This is a genomic window from Sporosarcina sp. SG10008, from assembly GCF_044569405.1.
GTDB classification, from domain to species: Bacteria; Bacillota; Bacilli; order Bacillales_A; family Planococcaceae; genus Sporosarcina; species Sporosarcina psychrophila.
This window is the reverse complement of record NZ_CP172607.1, coordinates 2,151,699-2,169,384: the sequence shown is the minus strand read 5'-3', so window position 1 is coordinate 2,169,384 and position 17,686 is coordinate 2,151,699. Positions and strand designations below refer to the sequence as shown.

Below are 17,686 nucleotides of genomic sequence, written 5' to 3'. Positions count from 1 at the left end.
AAATGACCTCTAAATTTCTATTACTTACTTAAACAGCCATTTTGTGAATCTATTTTAAGTGTACACGATAAAAAAAGTTTCCCCAACAAGGAATTGGGAGAAGATTCAAACATTTTGTGGAGATTAATCTTTAATGGCAGTGTATTGGAGTTGGAATTATAAAATAATTTTAAGGGGTGTGGAGCATTTATGTCAGAATAGGGCTATGAATGTAAAGTTCATGGGATTGTCATGTCTGGTTATTGACTTTATGCTTAAAACAGGAAATGAAAGCGCTTCACCACTATTTCCGGAAATACAAGGAGGGGGGAGATATTATGCGAGGTTCGAAAAAGGTTTCTGTCTTGTTAGTTGTAATGGCTCTTGTATTATCACTATTTTTGACCGCTTGTAGTCAAGATACAGCCGAGGAAAGCGAAGGTGGCAAAGACACAGACAAAAATCCAAGTAACGAAAAACAGGTGGAAATAACGTGGTGGAATTTCCCGAACTTCCAAGCATTAGATGGAGAAGTAGGTAAGTATGAGAAAGAAATTATTGCCGCATTCAATGAAAAAAATCCAGACATTAAAGTGAAGTTAGAGATGCTTACTTTTGAAGGTGGGCCTGAAAAGCTGAATGTAGCAATCGCTACGAACACAGCACCAGATATGATATACGATGCTCCAGGGCGCATCATTGATTGGGGTAAGAAAGGGTTACTTGCACCACTAAATGACATGATGCCTGACGATGTGAAAAATGATATATCTCCAGCGTTAATGAAACAATCGATGGTTGGAGATCAGGTTTATATGTATCCATTCAATACAGGGCCATTCATGATGGCTGTCAACAAGACTTTATTTGAGGACATTGGCGAACTTGATTTGCTACCATTAGATCGACCAGATCGGACATGGACTGTAGCGGAGTATGAGAAAGCGTTACATGCAGTTAAAGAAAAGGCTCCGGGTATCATTCCATCTGGTTTCTATGCAAAAAGCGTTGCGGGAGACCAAGGGACACGAGGATATATTACTAATCTAGGAACTAGTCGGTTTTTGAATGAAGATTATAGCGCTGTTGCGATTAACTCAGAAAGCGGGATTAAAGGGCTTGAATGGGTTGTTCAAGCTTCAAGAGATGGACTGGTGGCACCGGGAGCTGCTTCATTAGATGCTGGGGATCATAATGATTTATTCTTGCAAGGTAAAATGGCATTTGCTATTAACTATTCTGCTGTACTTAAATCACTTTTTGCTCCAAATAAAACAGAGGACTTTGAGGATGTTTTACTTCCTTATCCAACACCGGATGGATCCGATCCGAAGCTTGAACCATTTCTTGGTGGTCTAGCAGTCTTTAATAATGATGACGATAAAAAAGCTGAAGCAGCAAAAAAATTAGTTGACTTCATCGTGAACGATTCTGAATGGGGCGAGAAAAACTTGATTCAAACAGGAGGTTTGTCAGCGCGGAACTCAGTTACAGGCCTATATGAAGGGTCTGAGTATGAGTATTCAGAGCTGGCACGTAAATTCATAACAGATCCACCAACGATTGCAGACGGCTATGCAGAAGTGCGTACTTTCTGGTTCCCAGCACTGCAAGAAGCAATCCTTGAAACGAAATCAGCTAAAGAAGCATTAGATGAATTTGCGGAGAAGTCCAATGCCGCGATTGAGAAAGCGAAAGCAGCGAATAAATAAAGTGAAGAGGAGCAGCATTATTTATTCGCTGCTCCTTTCCATAAAGAATTAGATTGGGGTGAAACAATTGTTAGCTACCATTCGTAAACCAAACAAAAACAAATTACGTGATTGGATGATGAGTTATTTGTTTTTATTACCTGCGTTAACATTTTTCCTCATTTTCGTTGTGTATCCCATGCTGCGAGGAATATACATGAGTTTTTTCGATTACAACATTACGAGTTTTGAATTTATTGGATGGGATAATTATGTAACTCTTTATCATGATAAAACGTTCCATAAATCTATGATTAATACAATTGTACTTGTTGCAGTTGCTGTTCCTATCGTTATTGGTTTTTCTATTTTTGTAGCGATGTCCATCTATAAGAAAAGTGAATTTATAAGATCATTTTGTAGGGGGATATTCTATCTACCTGCTGTAACCTCAGTGGTGAGTGTTACTGTCGTATGGGGTTGGATCTATCATCCTAACTTTGGAATTCTTAATTATATTACTAGTTTTTTTGGAATAGAGCCGGTCTCCTGGCTGGGAGATCCTAAAACAGCTTTGATGGCGATTACAGTTATATTAATCACGACTTCCGTTGGACAGCCAATTATTCTGTACGTTGCTTCACTCGGTAACATTCCGACTACGTATATTGAAGCAGCCCAGATTGATCGAGCTACACCGTGGCAAATTTTCCGGAAAATTATATGGCCATTACTGATGCCGACAAGTTTATATGTGATTGTCATTACGACAATTAATTCGTTTCAGTGTTTCGCTCTCATCCAATTGCTAACCTCTGGAGGTCCAATTTATAGTACATCGACCGTGATGTATGGCGTATATCAACAAGCATTCCTACTTGGTAATTTTGGCTTAGCTTCTGCAATGGGGGTCATTTTAGCTTTAGTCATTGGAGTGATTTCTATCATTCAATTTAAATACTTAGGCAATGATGTTGAGTATTAGGGGGAGGGAAACGTCGTGAAAGCACAATCCCAGTTAAACATGAAGAAAAAGTTTAATCGATCTAGTAATAAAAAATGGTTTCGTGAATTAAGCGCATTCAAAATAATAGCTACACTATTACTGATTCTCTCTGCACTATTCTTTGTTTTTCCGTTTTATTGGATTATCACGGGGGCATTCAAAGCTCAAGTTGTTGCGATAACGATACCACCAGAATGGTTTCCACTAAAACCAATATTGGATAACTGGGTAACACTATTTAGTAATCCGGTTTGGCGCTGGACATTTAATAGTTTCTTTATTGCAAGTAGTGAAATGATTGCTGTCTGTTTTGTAAGCGCTACAGCGGGCTTTGTTCTTGCCAAAAAAGTATTTCCTGGGCGCAAGCTGATCTTTATTGTACTTATTGCTGCAATGGCACTACCTAAACAAGTTATTCTTGTTCCATTGTTCACAATGCTAGCGGATTTCGGTTGGGTAGATACATATAAAGGGTTAATCATTCCGGCAATCGGCTGGCCATTCGGTGTATTCCTTATGAAACAGTTTTCTCAAACGATACCCAATGAACTTTTGGAAGCTGCTAAAATAGATGGCTGTGGTGAAATTCGTACGTTTTGGCATATTGTTATTCCGATGCTAAAACCAGCTCTAGGTGCTTTGGCAATCTTTACATTCATGTTAAGTTGGAACGATTATTTCAGCCAACTTGTTATCACTCGTTCGACGGAAATGATGACCCTACCACTAGGTATTGCTACGATGCAGGGTGAGCATAAGACTGATTATGGGGTCATGATGGCTGGAGCAGCACTTGCATCTGTACCGATGATCGTCATATTCACATTGTTCCAAAAGTCCTTTACACAAGGAATTACGATGGGCTCAGTCAAATAAACACCCGCTTCGTCGCTCTGCGAAAGGCTGCCTCTTGTAGAGCGCCTTCGCTCAGTATACATAGATAGTCAAGAGGGGAGAAAAGAATATGTTACTTGATAAGTATAAAGGAATTATTCCAGCATTCTATGCTTGTTATGATGAAGCAGGAGAAATATCACCAGAGAGAATTAAAGCGTTAGCGATTCATCTTTATGAAAAAGGAGTACAAGGTCTCTACGTTGGTGGCAGTTCGGGGGAGTGTATTTATCAAAATCTTGAGGAGAGAAAGGCGACATTGAAATATGTTGCCGAAAGCCTGAAAGGGCAACTTACGTTGATTGCCCATGTTGGAGCACCATCAACAAAAGAAAGCGTTGAATTAGCGAAGTACGCGGAAGAATTAGGGTATGATGCGTTGTCTGCTATACCGCCAATTTATTTTCAACTGCCTGAAAGTGCAATTGAAAAGTACTGGACGGAAATTATGGATTCAACGGACCTGCCGTTTATTATTTATAACATCCCTCAAACGACCGGATACAATCTTTCCATTAACTTACTCAAGAAGTTATTACAGAACGACAAGCTAATTGGTGTGAAAAACTCTTCGATGCCAGTCATGGATATTGAAAGATTTAAAGCGGCAGCACATGACGACTTTATTGTTTTTAATGGCCCAGATGAGCAATATGTATCCGGAAGGTTAATTGGTGCGGATAGCGGGATTGGCGGAACTTATGGTGTGATGCCAGAGTTGTTCCTAAAAGCGGAAGAGTTTGTATCAGCCGGGGATTTCTCAGAAGCGCGGAAAATTCAACATGACATTAATGATATCATTATGGCATTATGTTCATTGAATGGTTCAATGTATTCCGTTATTAAAGAAATCTATAAACTAAAGGGCGTAAATATTGGTAGCGTTAGAGGCCCATTAGAGCCGGTATCTGGAGACGATATTGAGAAAGTTGAAGGTATTAAGACTAGGATTGACGAAGTAATAATGAACTATCAGACTCAAAATTAAAATGTTGGCGGTGGATAAATGAAACCAATTGTATTGAATTCAGAAACGATTTTGGGCGCTATATCACTTGAAAAAAGTGGAGGGCTTATTAGTCCTTGGAGAATTTTTCATGAAGATAAAGATTTTTATACGCCAAATCAACTTAACCGAACAGCAGAGATACCTGCCGGCGTTCGAATAACGTTTGAAACAAACTCCCCAACGATTAAAGTGGAATTTGCAGCATCTGAAGTTGAAGTAGAATTCGATGTCGTGATTGATAGGGAATTAGTGAAAACGATAATAGTTAGATCTAAGGATACGTCTTTTACAGTGGATGGTCTTTTAGCAAGTAATAAAGTTGTTGAAATTTATTTATCGCAACGACAAAAAATGGCCGTAAGGAATGTTTATATTGCTGAAGAAGCGAATTGGAACGCTTACCCTTCTTTAAGGAGGAAATGGCTGGCCTATGGGAGTTCCATTACTCAATGCCAGGCGGCAGAAAGCCCTTCACAGACATGGCCGGTTATTACCGCGGCCGAATTAGATTTGGATTTAACTTGCCTGGGATTCAGTGGGCAATGCCAGTATGAACCAATGATTGCTAGAACGATTAGGGATACGCCCGTTGACTTTATTTCCCTCTGTGCGGGCATAAATATATACGGTGCAAACAGTTATAATGAACGAACATTTCAAGCGATTATCATTGGATTTATTAAAATTATTCGTGAAAAACAGTCGAAAGTTCCAATAGTTTTAAGTTCTCCTATTTATGGAGCATTTAGAGAGGGGACCCCTAATCTAGTCGGCTTTACGCTTATTAAGATGAGACAACAAATACAAGAAATTGTAGAGATATTTAGAAGAAATGGTGATTATCATCTTTTTTATGTGAACGGGTTGGATATCCTGGGGGAAGACTACGCCGGCTTACTACCGGACGAACTTCATCCGAATGCAGAAGGCTATAAGCTGATGGGGCATAATTTTGCAAATGAATTTAAGGAATATTTTAAATGAAAGCAGGGCTACATGGAGGTGTATTTAACTGAAAACTAAAGCGGAAATTTTTGCTGCTATAGAACATGAACTTATTGTTTCTTGTCAGGCACTTCCAGAAGAACCAATGCACAGTTCGTTTATAATGGGGAAAATGGCATATTCCGCAATGAAGGGCGGGGCTAAAGGAATTAGAGCGAATAGCGTTGAAGATATTAAAGAGATTAAAAAAAATGTGGAATTGCCGATCATTGGCATCATTAAAAGTGTTTACAAGGGATCTGATGTTTTCATCACACCAACTCTAAAAGAAATAGATTTACTTTATCGAGAAGGTGTGAACATTATTGCGTTAGATGCAACTAATAGAATCAGGCCGGACGGTAAACTCATAAGCGAGGTTTTCCCTACTATTCGCGAAAAATATAGTGATCAACTATTCATGGCTGATTGCTCAACGTATGAAGAAGCGAAAGAAGCTTATGCATTAGGATTTGATTGCCTAGGAACAACACTTAGTGGCTATACCGACTATACGCGAGGGACAAGTTTGCCGGATATGGAGTTAATTGAGAGGCTAGTGAAGGATTTTCCTATCCCGATTATCGCAGAAGGCGGTATTTGGACACCAGAACAACTTAAGCGCGTGTTCGAACTAGGGGCTTACTCTGCTGTTGTTGGAACAGCAATAACAAGACCTATGGATATTACAAAAAGGTTTGTTGATGCTATTAAATGAGAGATGTTAATTGAACAGTAAAAAGGAGCTAAAACCATAGCGGTTTATAGCTCCTTTTTGTGTAGGTAACCCGTGGCGGTGATAATACGGCAGATGCCAGTCATAATCGGAGCCATGGCGAGCATAACAGGTCTCATGCCGGTCATAAGTGTGTCTATGGCGAGCATAACGAGCTCTATGCCGGTCATAATCAGATGGACGGTCGCTTTTCCAGCAAGAAATGCCTTGAATCTGAGGTGCAGTAATGTATTTAGTTAATTGTTTGTTTGTTCCTTCAGAAGAGAATCAAACGCGATGCTCTTTGTAATTGTGTATTTTTGCGATATGCCCTAACTGAGTGATTTCTTCGTCAGTCGTTTTTTTCTCGTAAGCGATGATTGAATCGAGCAATTGCTCAGTTGTGCGCGCACCAACGAGGGCTGACGCTACTGTTTTATCATGAAGGGCGAAAGCAATTGCCGCCGCGTGCAGGTCTTCTGATTGTTCACTCAGCGCTTGGACTGTTTGTGTTAATTCACTCGCATTATATTCGACAAATCCATTCGCTTTTGCAGTTCTTGATAAACCTTCCGATGTTAAAAAACCTTTGGCTATGGTCCCACGCGTAATAACAGAGGCACCGGCCTCGTGGATCGTTGGAAACCATTCTTCTGGTCTGCGGTCAAGCAGGTTATATTGCATCATTACAGAGACTGCTGAACTAGTATCCAAGAATCGATTAATAACATTCGGACGAATCGAAGAAATGCCATATTGACGAATAAGTCCATCTTTTTTTAAGCTTTCAAATGCATCAATTGTCTCCTCCACATTGTCTTCCATTGTCCCGCCATGAAGCTGGTAGACATCGATATAATCTGTGTCGAGGCGCAATAGACTCCGTTTGACTGCCTCCATAATATGCTCTTTTGAAGAATCCCATGTCCATCCTTCACCATCCGGATTCATCTTATTGCCGGCTTTCGTCGCAAGGATAATATCATTCCGTCTTCCTTTTATCGAAGACCCCAGGAGTTCTTCATTTTTACCGCTATTATACAAATCGGCTGTATCAAAGTAATTGATGCCTGAGTGAATCGCAGCGTCGACGATGTTTTTCGATTCGGTTAAATCATCTGGCAGTGACATACATCCGAGTCCGATTTCGGAAATGTATAGACCGCTTTTACCCAATTCTCTTTTCTTCATGAAAGCACCCCCTGTTTTGTTCATGGTACAATGACGTCACACTATTATCCATAAAAAGGAGTCGGAAATGATGAATAAATATGAAGAAAAAACAATTTCAGGTGAAACACTTTATGAAGGTAAAATTATCACACTGCGTGTTGAGGAAGTGGAACTTCCGGATGGTAAGAAAGCGACACGTGAATTGATCAAACATCCGGGGGCAGTTTCCATCATTCCGATTACTGCTGATGGAAAAATTGTACTCGTTGAACAATATAGAAAAGCGCTGGAACGTACGCTGATTGAAATTCCAGCGGGGAAAATTGATCCGGGAGAGGAACCGGCAGTGACGGCGGTCCGCGAACTGGAAGAAGAAACGGGATACGGCGCGAAAGAATTTACTTATATCCAGTCCTTTGCAACGTCCCCTGGTTTTGCAGATGAAGTAATTCATATGTATTTAGCACAAGATCTATATAAAATCGAAAACCCGGCAGCGGGAGATGAAGATGAATTCATTGGACTACTAGAAGTGACACTCGTAGAAGCGCAAGAAATGGTTGTGTCAGGAGAAATTTTCGATGCAAAAACTGCGTTCGCTGTTCTTTATGCCAAAAACCTTTTAACAAAGTGACCTAATTTTGCACGGACAAGCATATGTTGTATAAGGTGACACTTCAATCGATGGGGGAAGTCTTATCCCCCCGCGGATTGAGGCAGGACTCAGACTTATTACGCCGTGTTCTATGGCAAAAAGGAGGGATGAATTTCAATCCCTCCCTTCTGAGTGACCGACAGGGAGGAATGAACTGCAATTCCTCCTCGTTGGCCCGAACCAATCGGGCTTTTACGGACAGTTGACCCCCATTTACGTTTATTCTTACGCCAAAACTTAAATGGGGTTCTTTTGACGTACTAATGCCGATGATGCCACAGGAAGTGGTGTTTCTAGTCGGCTTGTCTGTCATCGTTAATGCAGGATAAACTATGCGGAGGTGAAGCTTTGGTCCGTTCTTTATCGTTCATCCACTTATTTGTCATTCTTGCAATTGGCTTTATCGGTGGAGCGCTCTTATTTCGCGAGATGCCTACAACTGCGGTAGAGAGGGTAGTTACATTTTATGATGCTCGGGTCGTTCTAGGGCATGATGCAGGTTATATAAAACCTGTGGGTATGGCAGCACTCTTTTTTATCATTGCGTTTATACTGGCGATGTTTAGGAAAACAAGATTCACCGTATTACTTTTCGGAGCAGTGAAATGTGTTCTTTTCGGATTGTCTTCTTCCTATTTACTAGCTTCAGGCACGAAAATAATGGCTTATTCAATTTGGTGGTTTCCGTTTCAGTTTCTTATTTGTTTTCTGTTTTTAGTGTATTGCGCAATCCTAAGTCCACCTTACTTTATGCGTTCAACGATGGGGAAAGGCCCTAATACACGCGCATTACCGATGATTGTCGGCATTTCGATTGCCATACTTGCTATCGAAATTATCGTCTTTCAATTCATTTTAAAGTAGAATATTTTCGTCTTTAATTATCTGTCTGCTCCCTTTCTGTTGTCATAAGGAAAGCCCATTTGTTATAATGGATACAGTTTGAGGGGGGCGTCGTATGGAGAGCCGAATCGATCGGATAAAAAAACAATTGCATGGGGCCAGCTACAAGCTGACACCTCAGCGCGAAGCGACGGTTTTGGTCCTCCTTGAGCATGAGGAAGATCATCTGAGTGCTGAAGATGTATTTTTGCTAGTCAAAGAGAAAGCACCGGAAATCGGGCTTGCTACCGTGTATCGTACGTTGGAATTGCTGACAGATCTTAAGGTAGTCGATAAAATCAATTTTGGTGACGGTGTATCGAGGTATGATCTGCGGCAGGAAGGTGCTGCCCATTTCCATCATCATCTTATTTGTATCGAATGTGGAACAGTGGATGAAATTCAAGAAGATCTTCTCGGAGATGTCGAAAAGATTGTTGAAAGTCGCTTTGAATTCGCTATTAAGGACCATTGGTTAACGTTTCACGGTATTTGCAAAAGATGTAAATCGGATGTAGATGAAGGTGAGAAGTAAGAAGAGGGATGGCATAATGCTGTCCCTTTTGTCGTTGGGTAGGAAATTATAAAATTTAGGTCTGTAGAAAACTTGAGGAAAAGCTATTCCACGTTCAGATTCCAGCACTTTTGTCTTGGACTCAAACCTGTAACAATCGAAGGGGGGAAGGGATTTGTTCAAATTAAAGGCAAATGGAAACGGTTTTTCTGTTTCCCGCTTGTTATGAAAGACATCCGTTTTGCGCTTGAAGATTACATGCACTTTTTACAAGTGGAGCGGCAGTTGTCAGGAAATACAATTATTTCATATAAGCGTGACCTTGCCGAATATCTAGACTATATGGAACAGGCAGGTTACGAATCATTGGATGACGTAGATCGTCCTGTTATAGTGGGGCATTTACATCGATTGAAAGAAGGCGGGAAATCGGCTAGGACCATATCCAGACATATTTCATCAATCCGTTCATTTCATCAATTCCTTCTTCGGGAAAAGGTCACGACCCAGGATCCAACAGTCCATTTGGAACTGCCGAAACTTGAGCAGAAATTACCACGTGTTTTGTCAATGGACGAAGTAGACAGACTAATCGAGGCGCCAGATCGTTCAAAGCCACAGGGTGTCAGAGATACTGCGTTGCTCGAAATTTTGTATGGGACAGGTATGCGTGTAAGTGAACTGATTGGACTTAATATGAATGATATTCATCTCACGATGGGGTTTGTCCGTGTATTCGGTAAAGGTGGGAAAGAAAGAATTATCCCTCTCGGGGGGAAATCAATTACGGCGTGTAAGCGTTATATCGAAGAAGCACGTCCAATTTTTATAGAAAAACAAAAAGGTGCCGATGCATTATTTGTCAACATGAGGGGAACAAGACTTACTAGACAGGGTTGTTGGAAACTGTTGAATGGACATGCCCTAAAAGCGGGTATACAGAAAGAGTTGACGCCACATATATTGCGTCATACTTTTGCTACTCACCTCATCGAAAACGGGGCGGATCTGCGGGCAGTACAAGAAATGCTCGGACACGCCGATATTTCCACTACGCAAATTTATACACATGTCAGCCGTTCGAGGTTGAAAGAGGTCTATGTGAAATTCCATCCAAGAGCATAGAATTCTACAGGAAAGATTATTTTTAAGGAGGACTAACTTATGGGGAAACAACAATTCAAACGTATCCATCTAATCGTGCTCGACTCTGTGGGCATCGGAGAATCACCGGATGCTTCTGCATTCGGCGATGAAGGTGCTGATACGCTGGGACACATCGGGGAAGCAATGGGAGGCCTGCATATGCCGAACATGGGCAAACTAGGTCTTTCTAATATTAGGGAAATTCAAGGTATTTCCGTTGCGGAAGAACCACTTGCTTTTTACGGTAAAATGCAGGAAGCATCTGTAGGGAAAGATACGATGACGGGGCATTGGGAGATCATGGGTCTTAACATTGACACGCCATTTAAAGTATATCCAAACGGCTTTCCGCAGGAATTGATCGCGGAACTTGAACAAAGAATAGGACGTAAAGTAATCGGCAATAAACCGGCTAGTGGCACCGCAGTCATTGATGAATTTGGCCAGGAACATATGGAGACGGGCGCAATTATTGTCTATACGTCTGCAGATCCTGTGCTACAAATTGCGGCGCACGAGGGGATTATTCCAATTGAAGAACAATACCGGATTTGTGAAATCGCACGTGAGTTGACATTGGAACCAGAATATTTAGTTGGTCGCGTCATTGCACGTCCATTTATTGGAGAACCGGGCAACTTTACACGAACAACAAATCGACATGATTATGCACTTAAACCATTTAATCGTACAGTGATGAATGAATTGGTGTCTGCGGATTATGATGTTATGGCGATTGGCAAAATTGCTGATATCTTTAACGGTGAAGGCATTACCGAATCCGTTCGCACTGTGAGTAATATGGACGGCGTCGACAAATTACTTGATGTTATGAAAAAAGATTTCAAGGGCCTCAGTTTCACGAATCTCGTTGATTTTGATGCGTTATTTGGACATCGGAGAGATCCGCTTGGTTACGGTAATGCACTACAAGAATTTGATGTCAGGTTGCCAGAAATTTTAGAATCACTGCGTGATGACGATCTACTTATTATTACAGCGGATCACGGTAATGATCCAACTTATCCTGGAACGGATCATACCCGTGAATATGTCCCACTCGTGGTCTACTCGCCTTCATTAAAAACTGGTGAGGAAATGCCACTGAACGAGACTTTCTCAGATATTGGTGCTACGATTGCGGAAAACTTTGAGGTGGAAATGCCTGAGTTTGGTAAGAGTTTCTTGCGTTTATTAAAAGAAAAGGTGTGATGAAATTGTTCAGAATGGTAGATGTAATTGAGAAAAAACGAAACGGTGAAGTCCTTACAAAAGAAGAAATCACCTTTTTTGTGAACGGCTATACAGTTGGTTCGATTCCGGACTATCAAGCGAGTGCATTCCTTATGGCAATTTACTTTAAAGGGATGACTGCAGAAGAACAGGGATATTTGACGATGGCGATGGTCGAATCTGGAGATCAGATTGACTTATCCGCAATCGAAGGGATTAAAGTCGATAAGCATTCTACGGGCGGAGTTGGCGATACGACTACGTTAATCCTTGTCCCTCTTGTCGCGGCGTGTGGCGTTCCTGTCGCGAAAATGAGTGGTAGGGGTCTTGGTCATACAGGCGGGACACTCGACAAGCTAGAGGCCATAGAAGGGTTCCATATCGAATTGACAGAAGAGCAGTTCGTCAAGCAAGTGAATGATTTAAAATTAGCGGTCATCGGCCAAAGTGGCAACTTGACACCTGCTGATAAAAAACTCTATTCATTGCGCGATGTGACAGCAACTGTTGACAGTATCCCGCTAATTGCCAGCTCAATTATGAGTAAGAAAATTGCTGCAGGTGCAGATGCGATTGTCCTCGATGTTAAAACGGGTGACGGTGCATTCATGAAGACTGAGGCAGACGCAAGAGCTCTGGCTCATTCGATGGTGGCGATTGGTAAACAAGTCGGTAGAAATACGATGGCGGTTATTTCGGATATGAGCCAGCCGCTTGGGTTTGCAATTGGGAACTCGCTTGAAGTGATTGAAGCGGTTGAAACGCTAAAAGGGAATGGTCCTGAAGACTTGACGGAACTATGTCTAGTTCTTGGTAGCAAGATGATTGTTGCAGGCGAAAAAGCTACTTCAGTTGAGGAAGCTAGGGAAATGTTAAAAGCGGTCATTACTGACGGTTCAGCACTTGAACTGTTTGGTAAACTGATTGAAGCGCAAGGCGGAAATGGGGCAATCATTCATGATACATCTCTATTACCGACAGCGAAATATCAGATTGAAGTACCTGCACTTTCATCGGGTTATGTAACGAAGATGGAAGCGGATGACATTGGTGTTGCCGCAATGCTTCTTGGCGCGGGTAGAGCAACAAAAGATGATGAAATCGATCTTGCGGTAGGTATTGTGCTTACTAAAAAAATCGGAGATGCTGTGCAAGAGGGAGAACCACTTGCCATTATCCATTCGAATACTGAAGCTGTAGAACAATCCATGACACTGATCCAGAAACATATTACGATTGGAAAAGAAGCTGTGGAAAGCCCGCGCCTTATAGGCGACATGATTACAGGCTAAATAGTAGTTGAAAATAAAAGCTACCCTATCAACCGAGTTTGGTTGATAGGGTAGATTTTTGAAATTAATCATACCCGGAGCCAACCGAGCATATCCGGCCCACCCAATCATACCCCCAGCCAACCGAGCATATCGGAGCCCACCCAATCAAACCTGCAGTCTGGCCGAGCATATTCGGCCCAAACCAATCATACCCCCAGCCAACCGAGCATATCGGAGCCCACCCAATCAAACCTGCAGTCTGGCCGAGCATATTCGGCCCAAACCAATCATACCCCCAGCCAACCGAGCATATCGGAGCCCACCCAATCAAACCTGCAGTCTGGCCGAGCATATTCGGCCCAAACCAATCATACCCCCAGCCAACCGAGCATATCGGAGCCCACCCAATCAAACCTGCAGTCTGGCCGAGCATATTCGGCCCAAACCAATCATACCCCCAGCCAACCGAGCATATCGGAGCCCACCCAATCAAACCTGCAGTCTGGCCGAGCATATTCGGCTCAAACCAATCATACCCGCAGCCCGACCGAGCATATCCGAGCCAAATCAATCATACCTGCAGCCCAACCGAGCATATCCGGTCCAAACCAATCATACCTGCAGCCAACCGAGCATATCCGGTCCAAACCGATCATACCTGCAGCCAACCGAGCATATCCGGTCCAAACCGATCATACCTGCAGCCCAACCGAGCATATCCGGTCCAAACCAATCATACCTGCAGCCCAACCGAGCATATCCGGCCCAAACCAATCATACCCGCAGCCAACCGAGCATATCCGAGCCCACCCAATCATACCCTCAGCCCCACCGATCATATCCGTCCCCACCCGATCATACCCGCAGCCAACCGAGCATATCCGAGCCAAACCGATCATACCCACAGCCCAACCGATCATAATCGTCCCAAACCGATCAAACCTGCAGCCAACCGAGCATATCCGTCCCCACCCGATCATACCCGCAACCCAACCGAGCATATCCAGCCCAAACCAATCATACCCGCAGCCAACCGAGCATATCCGAGCCCACCCAATCATACACACAGCCAACCGAGCATATCCGAGCCCACCCGATCATACCCTCAGCCGACCGATCATATCCGTCCCCACCCGATCATACCCGCAGCCAAACCGAGCATATCCGTCCCCACCCGATCATACCCGCAGCCAAACCGAGCATATCCGTCCCCACCCGATCATACCCGAAACCCAACCGAGCATATCCGAGCCCACCCAATCATACACACAGCCAAACCGAGCATATCTGCCCCAAAACATTTCTTTTTTTATCGGATGTGTAAATCGTATGGAAGACGTACATACTTTCATCAGTAGTGGGCAATGTCGAAACATAAGAACTTTACGCTGACTGTGACTAGTTCTGTCAGGCGAAAGGGTTTCGGCCTCCAAATGTGGAATATTTCGCAGGAAGGAGGGGGTTCAGCATGGCTGACATCGAAATTATTGACAATGGGATTTTAATTGCAACACTGCAAGGGGAATTGGACAATCATGAGGCAAATCGAATCCGGTCCCACATTTCTTCATCTATTTATAGCGGACAAGTCCGAGCGATTATTTGGGATTTGTCGAGGCTTGGTTTCATGGATAGCGCAGGAATCGGGCTCATTCTTGGAAGGATGCGCGATTTAGCACCTGTGGAAGGGGAAACGCTCATTTTGAATCCGTCCACGACAATGGAGAAGATATTCACATTTTCCGGTCTTGGACCAAATATAAGACATAGTACGGTCGATTTAGCGATCGGTGAAATCGGAGGGGTATTACATGAACAATGAAATGACGTTATCATTCGTCGCAATTGAGGAAAACGAAGCACTGGCAAGGATGGCAATGACTTGTTTTATAACGCCGTTGGACCCAACTATTGAAGAAATTTCAGAATTTAAGACCATTGTGTCGGAAGCCGTGACGAATGCAATTATTCATGGCTACGAATGTGATGGGAAGAGTCTTGTCACAGTCCGCGCTGTGATTGAAGAAAACAAAGTTACAATGACGGTCCGCGATGAAGGAATGGGTATTTTTGACGTAGAACAGGCGATGGAACCGATGTTTACGACACGCCCCTTCATGGAGCGTTCAGGAATGGGATTTACGATAATGGAAAGCTTTGCCGACAGTTTGTCCGTCGAATCAGTATTGGGAAATGGAACAATCGTCAAGTTCGAGAAAACGTTTTCTCCGGTCCCGGAAGCAAGCAGAATGAGGTGACCCATGGACGCATCCGTTGAAGTGAAACCTGCATTGTTGACCCAAGAAAAGATGAGAGAACTCATTAAAGTTTCTCAAGAAGGTGATAAAGAAGCGAGAAGAATGATGGTGGAGGGAAATACGCGGCTTGTCTGGTCTATTGTCCAGCGGTTTGCTTCCCGTGGCGCAGATCCCGAGGATTTGTTCCAAATTGGTTGTATTGGGCTTATGAAATCAATTGATAAATTCGATTTGTCGTATGAAGTGAAATTTTCTACTTATGCGGTACCTATGATTGTCGGAGAAATTCAGCGTTTTCTAAGGGATGATGGAATGGTGAAAGTGAGTCGATCCATCCGTGAACTTAGTTTCAAAATCCGGCATGCAACTGATGATTATATTAAATTGCATGGAAAATCGCCATCGATTTCAGAGGTTGCAGCAGTCTTGGAGGTATCCGTCGACGATATTGTTCTCGCATCTGATGCTTTACGTGATCCTGCATCACTTCATGAACAGCTATATGAAAGCGAAGGGGATAGCTTAACGCTGATGGATCAGTTGCGAGATGATCGGTCTGAAAGAGTGTTCGACCATATCCCACTTCGGGATGTCATTTCTAAATTAAATAAACGAGATCAAACGATCATTTATATGCGTTACTATTTGGATTGCACGCAAAGTGATATTGCAGAAAGAATTGGCATATCACAAGTCCAGGTGTCACGGCTTGAAAAGAAAATTTTAGCCCAATTGAAATTATGGATGGGCGTTGATTCGGAAGAAATTATACTAAATGTGAGGACGGATTGAACTAATGGAAAAGCTATTCCAATCGGTGAATGAAGGGGAAGAGTGGTTCTATACCTGTTTCGGTAAAGACAAGACGTTCGATGCTACTGCCAGATCATTGCATCTTTGGGATATGCCTGCTCTGTTGCTTTATATTAATGGACTCATAGACAGTGAAACAATCACGACTTTATTGACTGAAATGCAAGGGGCTAGAGGAAAAGAGGACGAAAACCAGGAGGATGGAGGGGAACGATTCCTCTCCTTTTTCCCGTATCACGCCGTTTCCAATGTGAAAGATAGGGACGAATTACTTACTTCAATATTAAGTGGACAGGCAGCCTTCATCACGCCTGATGGCTATGTGTTTACCATTGATATTCGGTCTTATCCAGGCAGGCAACCTGAAGAGCCTGACAATGAAAAAGTCGTCAGAGGATCGAGAGACGGATTTACGGAGAATCTTATTCAAAATACCGCGCTTATTAGAAGGCGGCTTCGTACTGAGGATCTACGATTTGAAATGCATAAAGTGACGATGAATGGGAAAACAGATGTTACAATCACCTACATGCAAGGGGCAGCAAGTAAAGAACATCTTGATTATATTCGTGAAAGACTGGATGCTATTCACCATGATGGGCTGACAATGACGGATAAGTCGCTTGAAGAATTTTTGTTCAAACAGCGGTTTCATCCAATGCCTTTCGTTCGTTTTACAGAGCGTCCTGATATATGCGCTGCGCATTTATTGGAAGGGCATGTCGCTATCATCGTGGATACATCACCTTCTGTTATACTTGTTCCGGCTCCACTATTTCATCATTTACAACATGCTGAAGAATACCGTCAAGCCCCGCTTATTGGAACATTTGTCAGGATTATGCGTTTGTTTGCAGCTACCATGAGTCTTGTTCTTTTACCATTTTGGTACTTGCTCGCAACGAACCAACACTACTTACCCGATTTCCTCAGTTATATAGGACCGAAAGATATCGGGGAAATCCCATTACTTGTTCAGCTTCTTATCGCAGATGGCGGAATCGAAATACTTCGAATGGCGGCTATTCATACACCGACACCGATGTCGACCGCGATGGGGCTTGTTGCAGCGATTGTCATTGGACAAGTAGCGATAGACGTTGGTCTTTTCACCCCAGAAGTTGTTTTATATGTGGCGGTAAGTGCAATTTTCACATTCTCAATACCTTCTTACGAATTAAGTCTTACGACAAAAATCTTCAGGATTTGTATTCTGTTGTCGACTGCATTATTAGGAGCACCCGGATTTTTCTTGTCCATCACCGTACTTTTCTATTACTTATGTGCATTGAAGCCAATGGGGGTACCGTATTTGTGGCCCGCTGTACCATTTTTTCCAAAGGCAATGTTACGTGTTCTTATTAGGTTTCCAATGACTGCCGATGCACCTAGACCGTTTATAACGGATTCTCCTGATCGAGACCGTGTCTCTTAGATCATTGCCTCAACCCTTCTTTATA

The 17,686-nt window shown here is 42.7% G+C and carries 19 protein-coding genes; 16 read left to right on the top strand and 3 right to left on the bottom strand.

Annotated elements, in window-relative coordinates; genetic code table 11:
• Positions 1-317: 317 nt before the first annotated feature.
• The 6 genes from ACGLYD_RS10550 to ACGLYD_RS10525 all read left to right on the top strand — a co-directional run bounded on the left by ACGLYD_RS10550 (position 318) and on the right by ACGLYD_RS10525 (position 6,281).
• A complete protein-coding gene (locus ACGLYD_RS10550) occupies positions 318-1,691 on the top strand; it encodes an ABC transporter substrate-binding protein (protein WP_399632837.1) in 1,374 nt (457 codons plus the stop codon).
• A gap of 115 nt (positions 1,692-1,806) precedes the next feature.
• Positions 1,807-2,655, top strand: coding sequence for a carbohydrate ABC transporter permease (locus tag ACGLYD_RS10545; RefSeq protein ID WP_187047913.1), 849 nt, complete (start codon positions 1,807-1,809; stop codon positions 2,653-2,655).
• 15 nt (positions 2,656-2,670) lie between these two features.
• Positions 2,671-3,552 (top strand): carbohydrate ABC transporter permease, encoded by an 882-nt coding sequence (locus tag ACGLYD_RS10540; RefSeq protein WP_399632834.1) that lies wholly within the window; start codon positions 2,671-2,673, stop codon positions 3,550-3,552.
• A gap of 88 nt (positions 3,553-3,640) precedes the next feature.
• Positions 3,641-4,558, top strand: a complete 918-nt coding sequence (locus ACGLYD_RS10535) for a dihydrodipicolinate synthase family protein (RefSeq protein WP_187045155.1) — start codon at positions 3,641-3,643, stop codon at positions 4,556-4,558.
• A gap of 18 nt (positions 4,559-4,576) precedes the next feature.
• A complete protein-coding gene (locus ACGLYD_RS10530) occupies positions 4,577-5,563 on the top strand; it encodes an SGNH/GDSL hydrolase family protein (RefSeq protein ID WP_399632831.1) in 987 nt (328 codons plus the stop codon).
• A 28-nt stretch (positions 5,564-5,591) separates the two neighbouring features.
• A complete protein-coding gene (locus ACGLYD_RS10525; RefSeq protein WP_067210503.1) occupies positions 5,592-6,281 on the top strand; it encodes an N-acetylmannosamine-6-phosphate 2-epimerase in 690 nt (229 codons plus the stop codon).
• A 285-nt stretch (positions 6,282-6,566) separates the two neighbouring features.
• Here ACGLYD_RS10525 and ACGLYD_RS10520 read toward each other — a convergent pair whose 3' ends face one another.
• Positions 6,567-7,469, bottom strand: coding sequence for an aldo/keto reductase (locus ACGLYD_RS10520; RefSeq protein ID WP_399632830.1), 903 nt, complete (start codon positions 7,467-7,469; stop codon positions 6,567-6,569).
• A 70-nt stretch (positions 7,470-7,539) separates the two neighbouring features.
• On the opposite strand from ACGLYD_RS10520, the gene ACGLYD_RS10515 reads away from it, so the two are divergent.
• From ACGLYD_RS10515 to ACGLYD_RS10490, 6 genes are all read left to right on the top strand, one after another.
• Positions 7,540-8,085 carry an NUDIX domain-containing protein gene (locus ACGLYD_RS10515; protein WP_067210499.1) on the top strand — a complete coding sequence of 182 codons (546 nt, stop codon included), beginning with the start codon at positions 7,540-7,542 and terminating at the stop codon, positions 8,083-8,085.
• A gap of 369 nt (positions 8,086-8,454) precedes the next feature.
• The gene (locus ACGLYD_RS10510) at positions 8,455-8,970 is read left to right on the top strand and encodes a hypothetical protein (RefSeq protein ID WP_399632827.1); all 516 of its coding nucleotides are present in this window, start codon (positions 8,455-8,457) and stop codon (positions 8,968-8,970) included.
• A gap of 94 nt (positions 8,971-9,064) precedes the next feature.
• Positions 9,065-9,523, top strand: coding sequence for a Fur family transcriptional regulator (locus tag ACGLYD_RS10505; protein WP_067210494.1), 459 nt, complete (start codon positions 9,065-9,067; stop codon positions 9,521-9,523).
• A 204-nt stretch (positions 9,524-9,727) separates the two neighbouring features.
• The gene (xerD, locus tag ACGLYD_RS10500) at positions 9,728-10,627 is read left to right on the top strand and encodes a site-specific tyrosine recombinase XerD (RefSeq protein ID WP_187047911.1); all 900 of its coding nucleotides are present in this window, start codon (positions 9,728-9,730) and stop codon (positions 10,625-10,627) included.
• A gap of 39 nt (positions 10,628-10,666) precedes the next feature.
• The gene (gene deoB, locus ACGLYD_RS10495; RefSeq protein WP_067210491.1) at positions 10,667-11,860 is read left to right on the top strand and encodes a phosphopentomutase; all 1,194 of its coding nucleotides are present in this window, start codon (positions 10,667-10,669) and stop codon (positions 11,858-11,860) included.
• A gap of 14 nt (positions 11,861-11,874) precedes the next feature.
• Entirely contained in the window at positions 11,875-13,173 is a 1,299-nt protein-coding gene (locus ACGLYD_RS10490; protein WP_231885839.1) for a pyrimidine-nucleoside phosphorylase, read from the top strand.
• 64 nt (positions 13,174-13,237) lie between these two features.
• Here ACGLYD_RS10490 and ACGLYD_RS10485 read toward each other — a convergent pair whose 3' ends face one another.
• Both ACGLYD_RS10485 and ACGLYD_RS10480 read right to left on the bottom strand, forming a co-directional pair.
• Positions 13,238-13,726, bottom strand: coding sequence for a hypothetical protein (locus ACGLYD_RS10485; protein WP_399632824.1), 489 nt, complete (start codon positions 13,724-13,726; stop codon positions 13,238-13,240).
• 121 nt (positions 13,727-13,847) lie between these two features.
• Complete coding sequence (locus ACGLYD_RS10480) at positions 13,848-14,216, bottom strand: hypothetical protein (RefSeq protein ID WP_399632821.1); 369 nt, start codon at positions 14,214-14,216, stop codon at positions 13,848-13,850.
• Between the two features lie 407 nt (positions 14,217-14,623).
• On the opposite strand from ACGLYD_RS10480, the gene ACGLYD_RS10475 reads away from it, so the two are divergent.
• Genes ACGLYD_RS10475 through ACGLYD_RS10460 form a run of 4 tightly spaced genes read left to right on the top strand, consistent with a single transcriptional unit; the run spans position 14,624 to position 17,661 of the window.
• Entirely contained in the window at positions 14,624-14,977 is a 354-nt protein-coding gene (locus ACGLYD_RS10475) for an anti-sigma factor antagonist (RefSeq protein ID WP_067210483.1), read from the top strand.
• Positions 14,967-15,413 carry an anti-sigma F factor gene (gene spoIIAB, locus ACGLYD_RS10470; RefSeq protein WP_067210481.1) on the top strand — a complete coding sequence of 149 codons (447 nt, stop codon included), beginning with the start codon at positions 14,967-14,969 and terminating at the stop codon, positions 15,411-15,413. The genes ACGLYD_RS10475 and spoIIAB overlap by 11 nt, the downstream gene beginning before the upstream one ends.
• Before the next feature lie 3 nt (positions 15,414-15,416).
• Positions 15,417-16,205, top strand: a complete 789-nt coding sequence (locus ACGLYD_RS10465; RefSeq protein WP_067210478.1) for a SigF/SigG family RNA polymerase sporulation sigma factor — start codon at positions 15,417-15,419, stop codon at positions 16,203-16,205.
• Between the two features lie 4 nt (positions 16,206-16,209).
• The gene (locus tag ACGLYD_RS10460) at positions 16,210-17,661 is read left to right on the top strand and encodes a spore germination protein (protein ID WP_067210476.1); all 1,452 of its coding nucleotides are present in this window, start codon (positions 16,210-16,212) and stop codon (positions 17,659-17,661) included.
• The last annotated feature ends 25 nt before the right edge of the window (positions 17,662-17,686 follow it).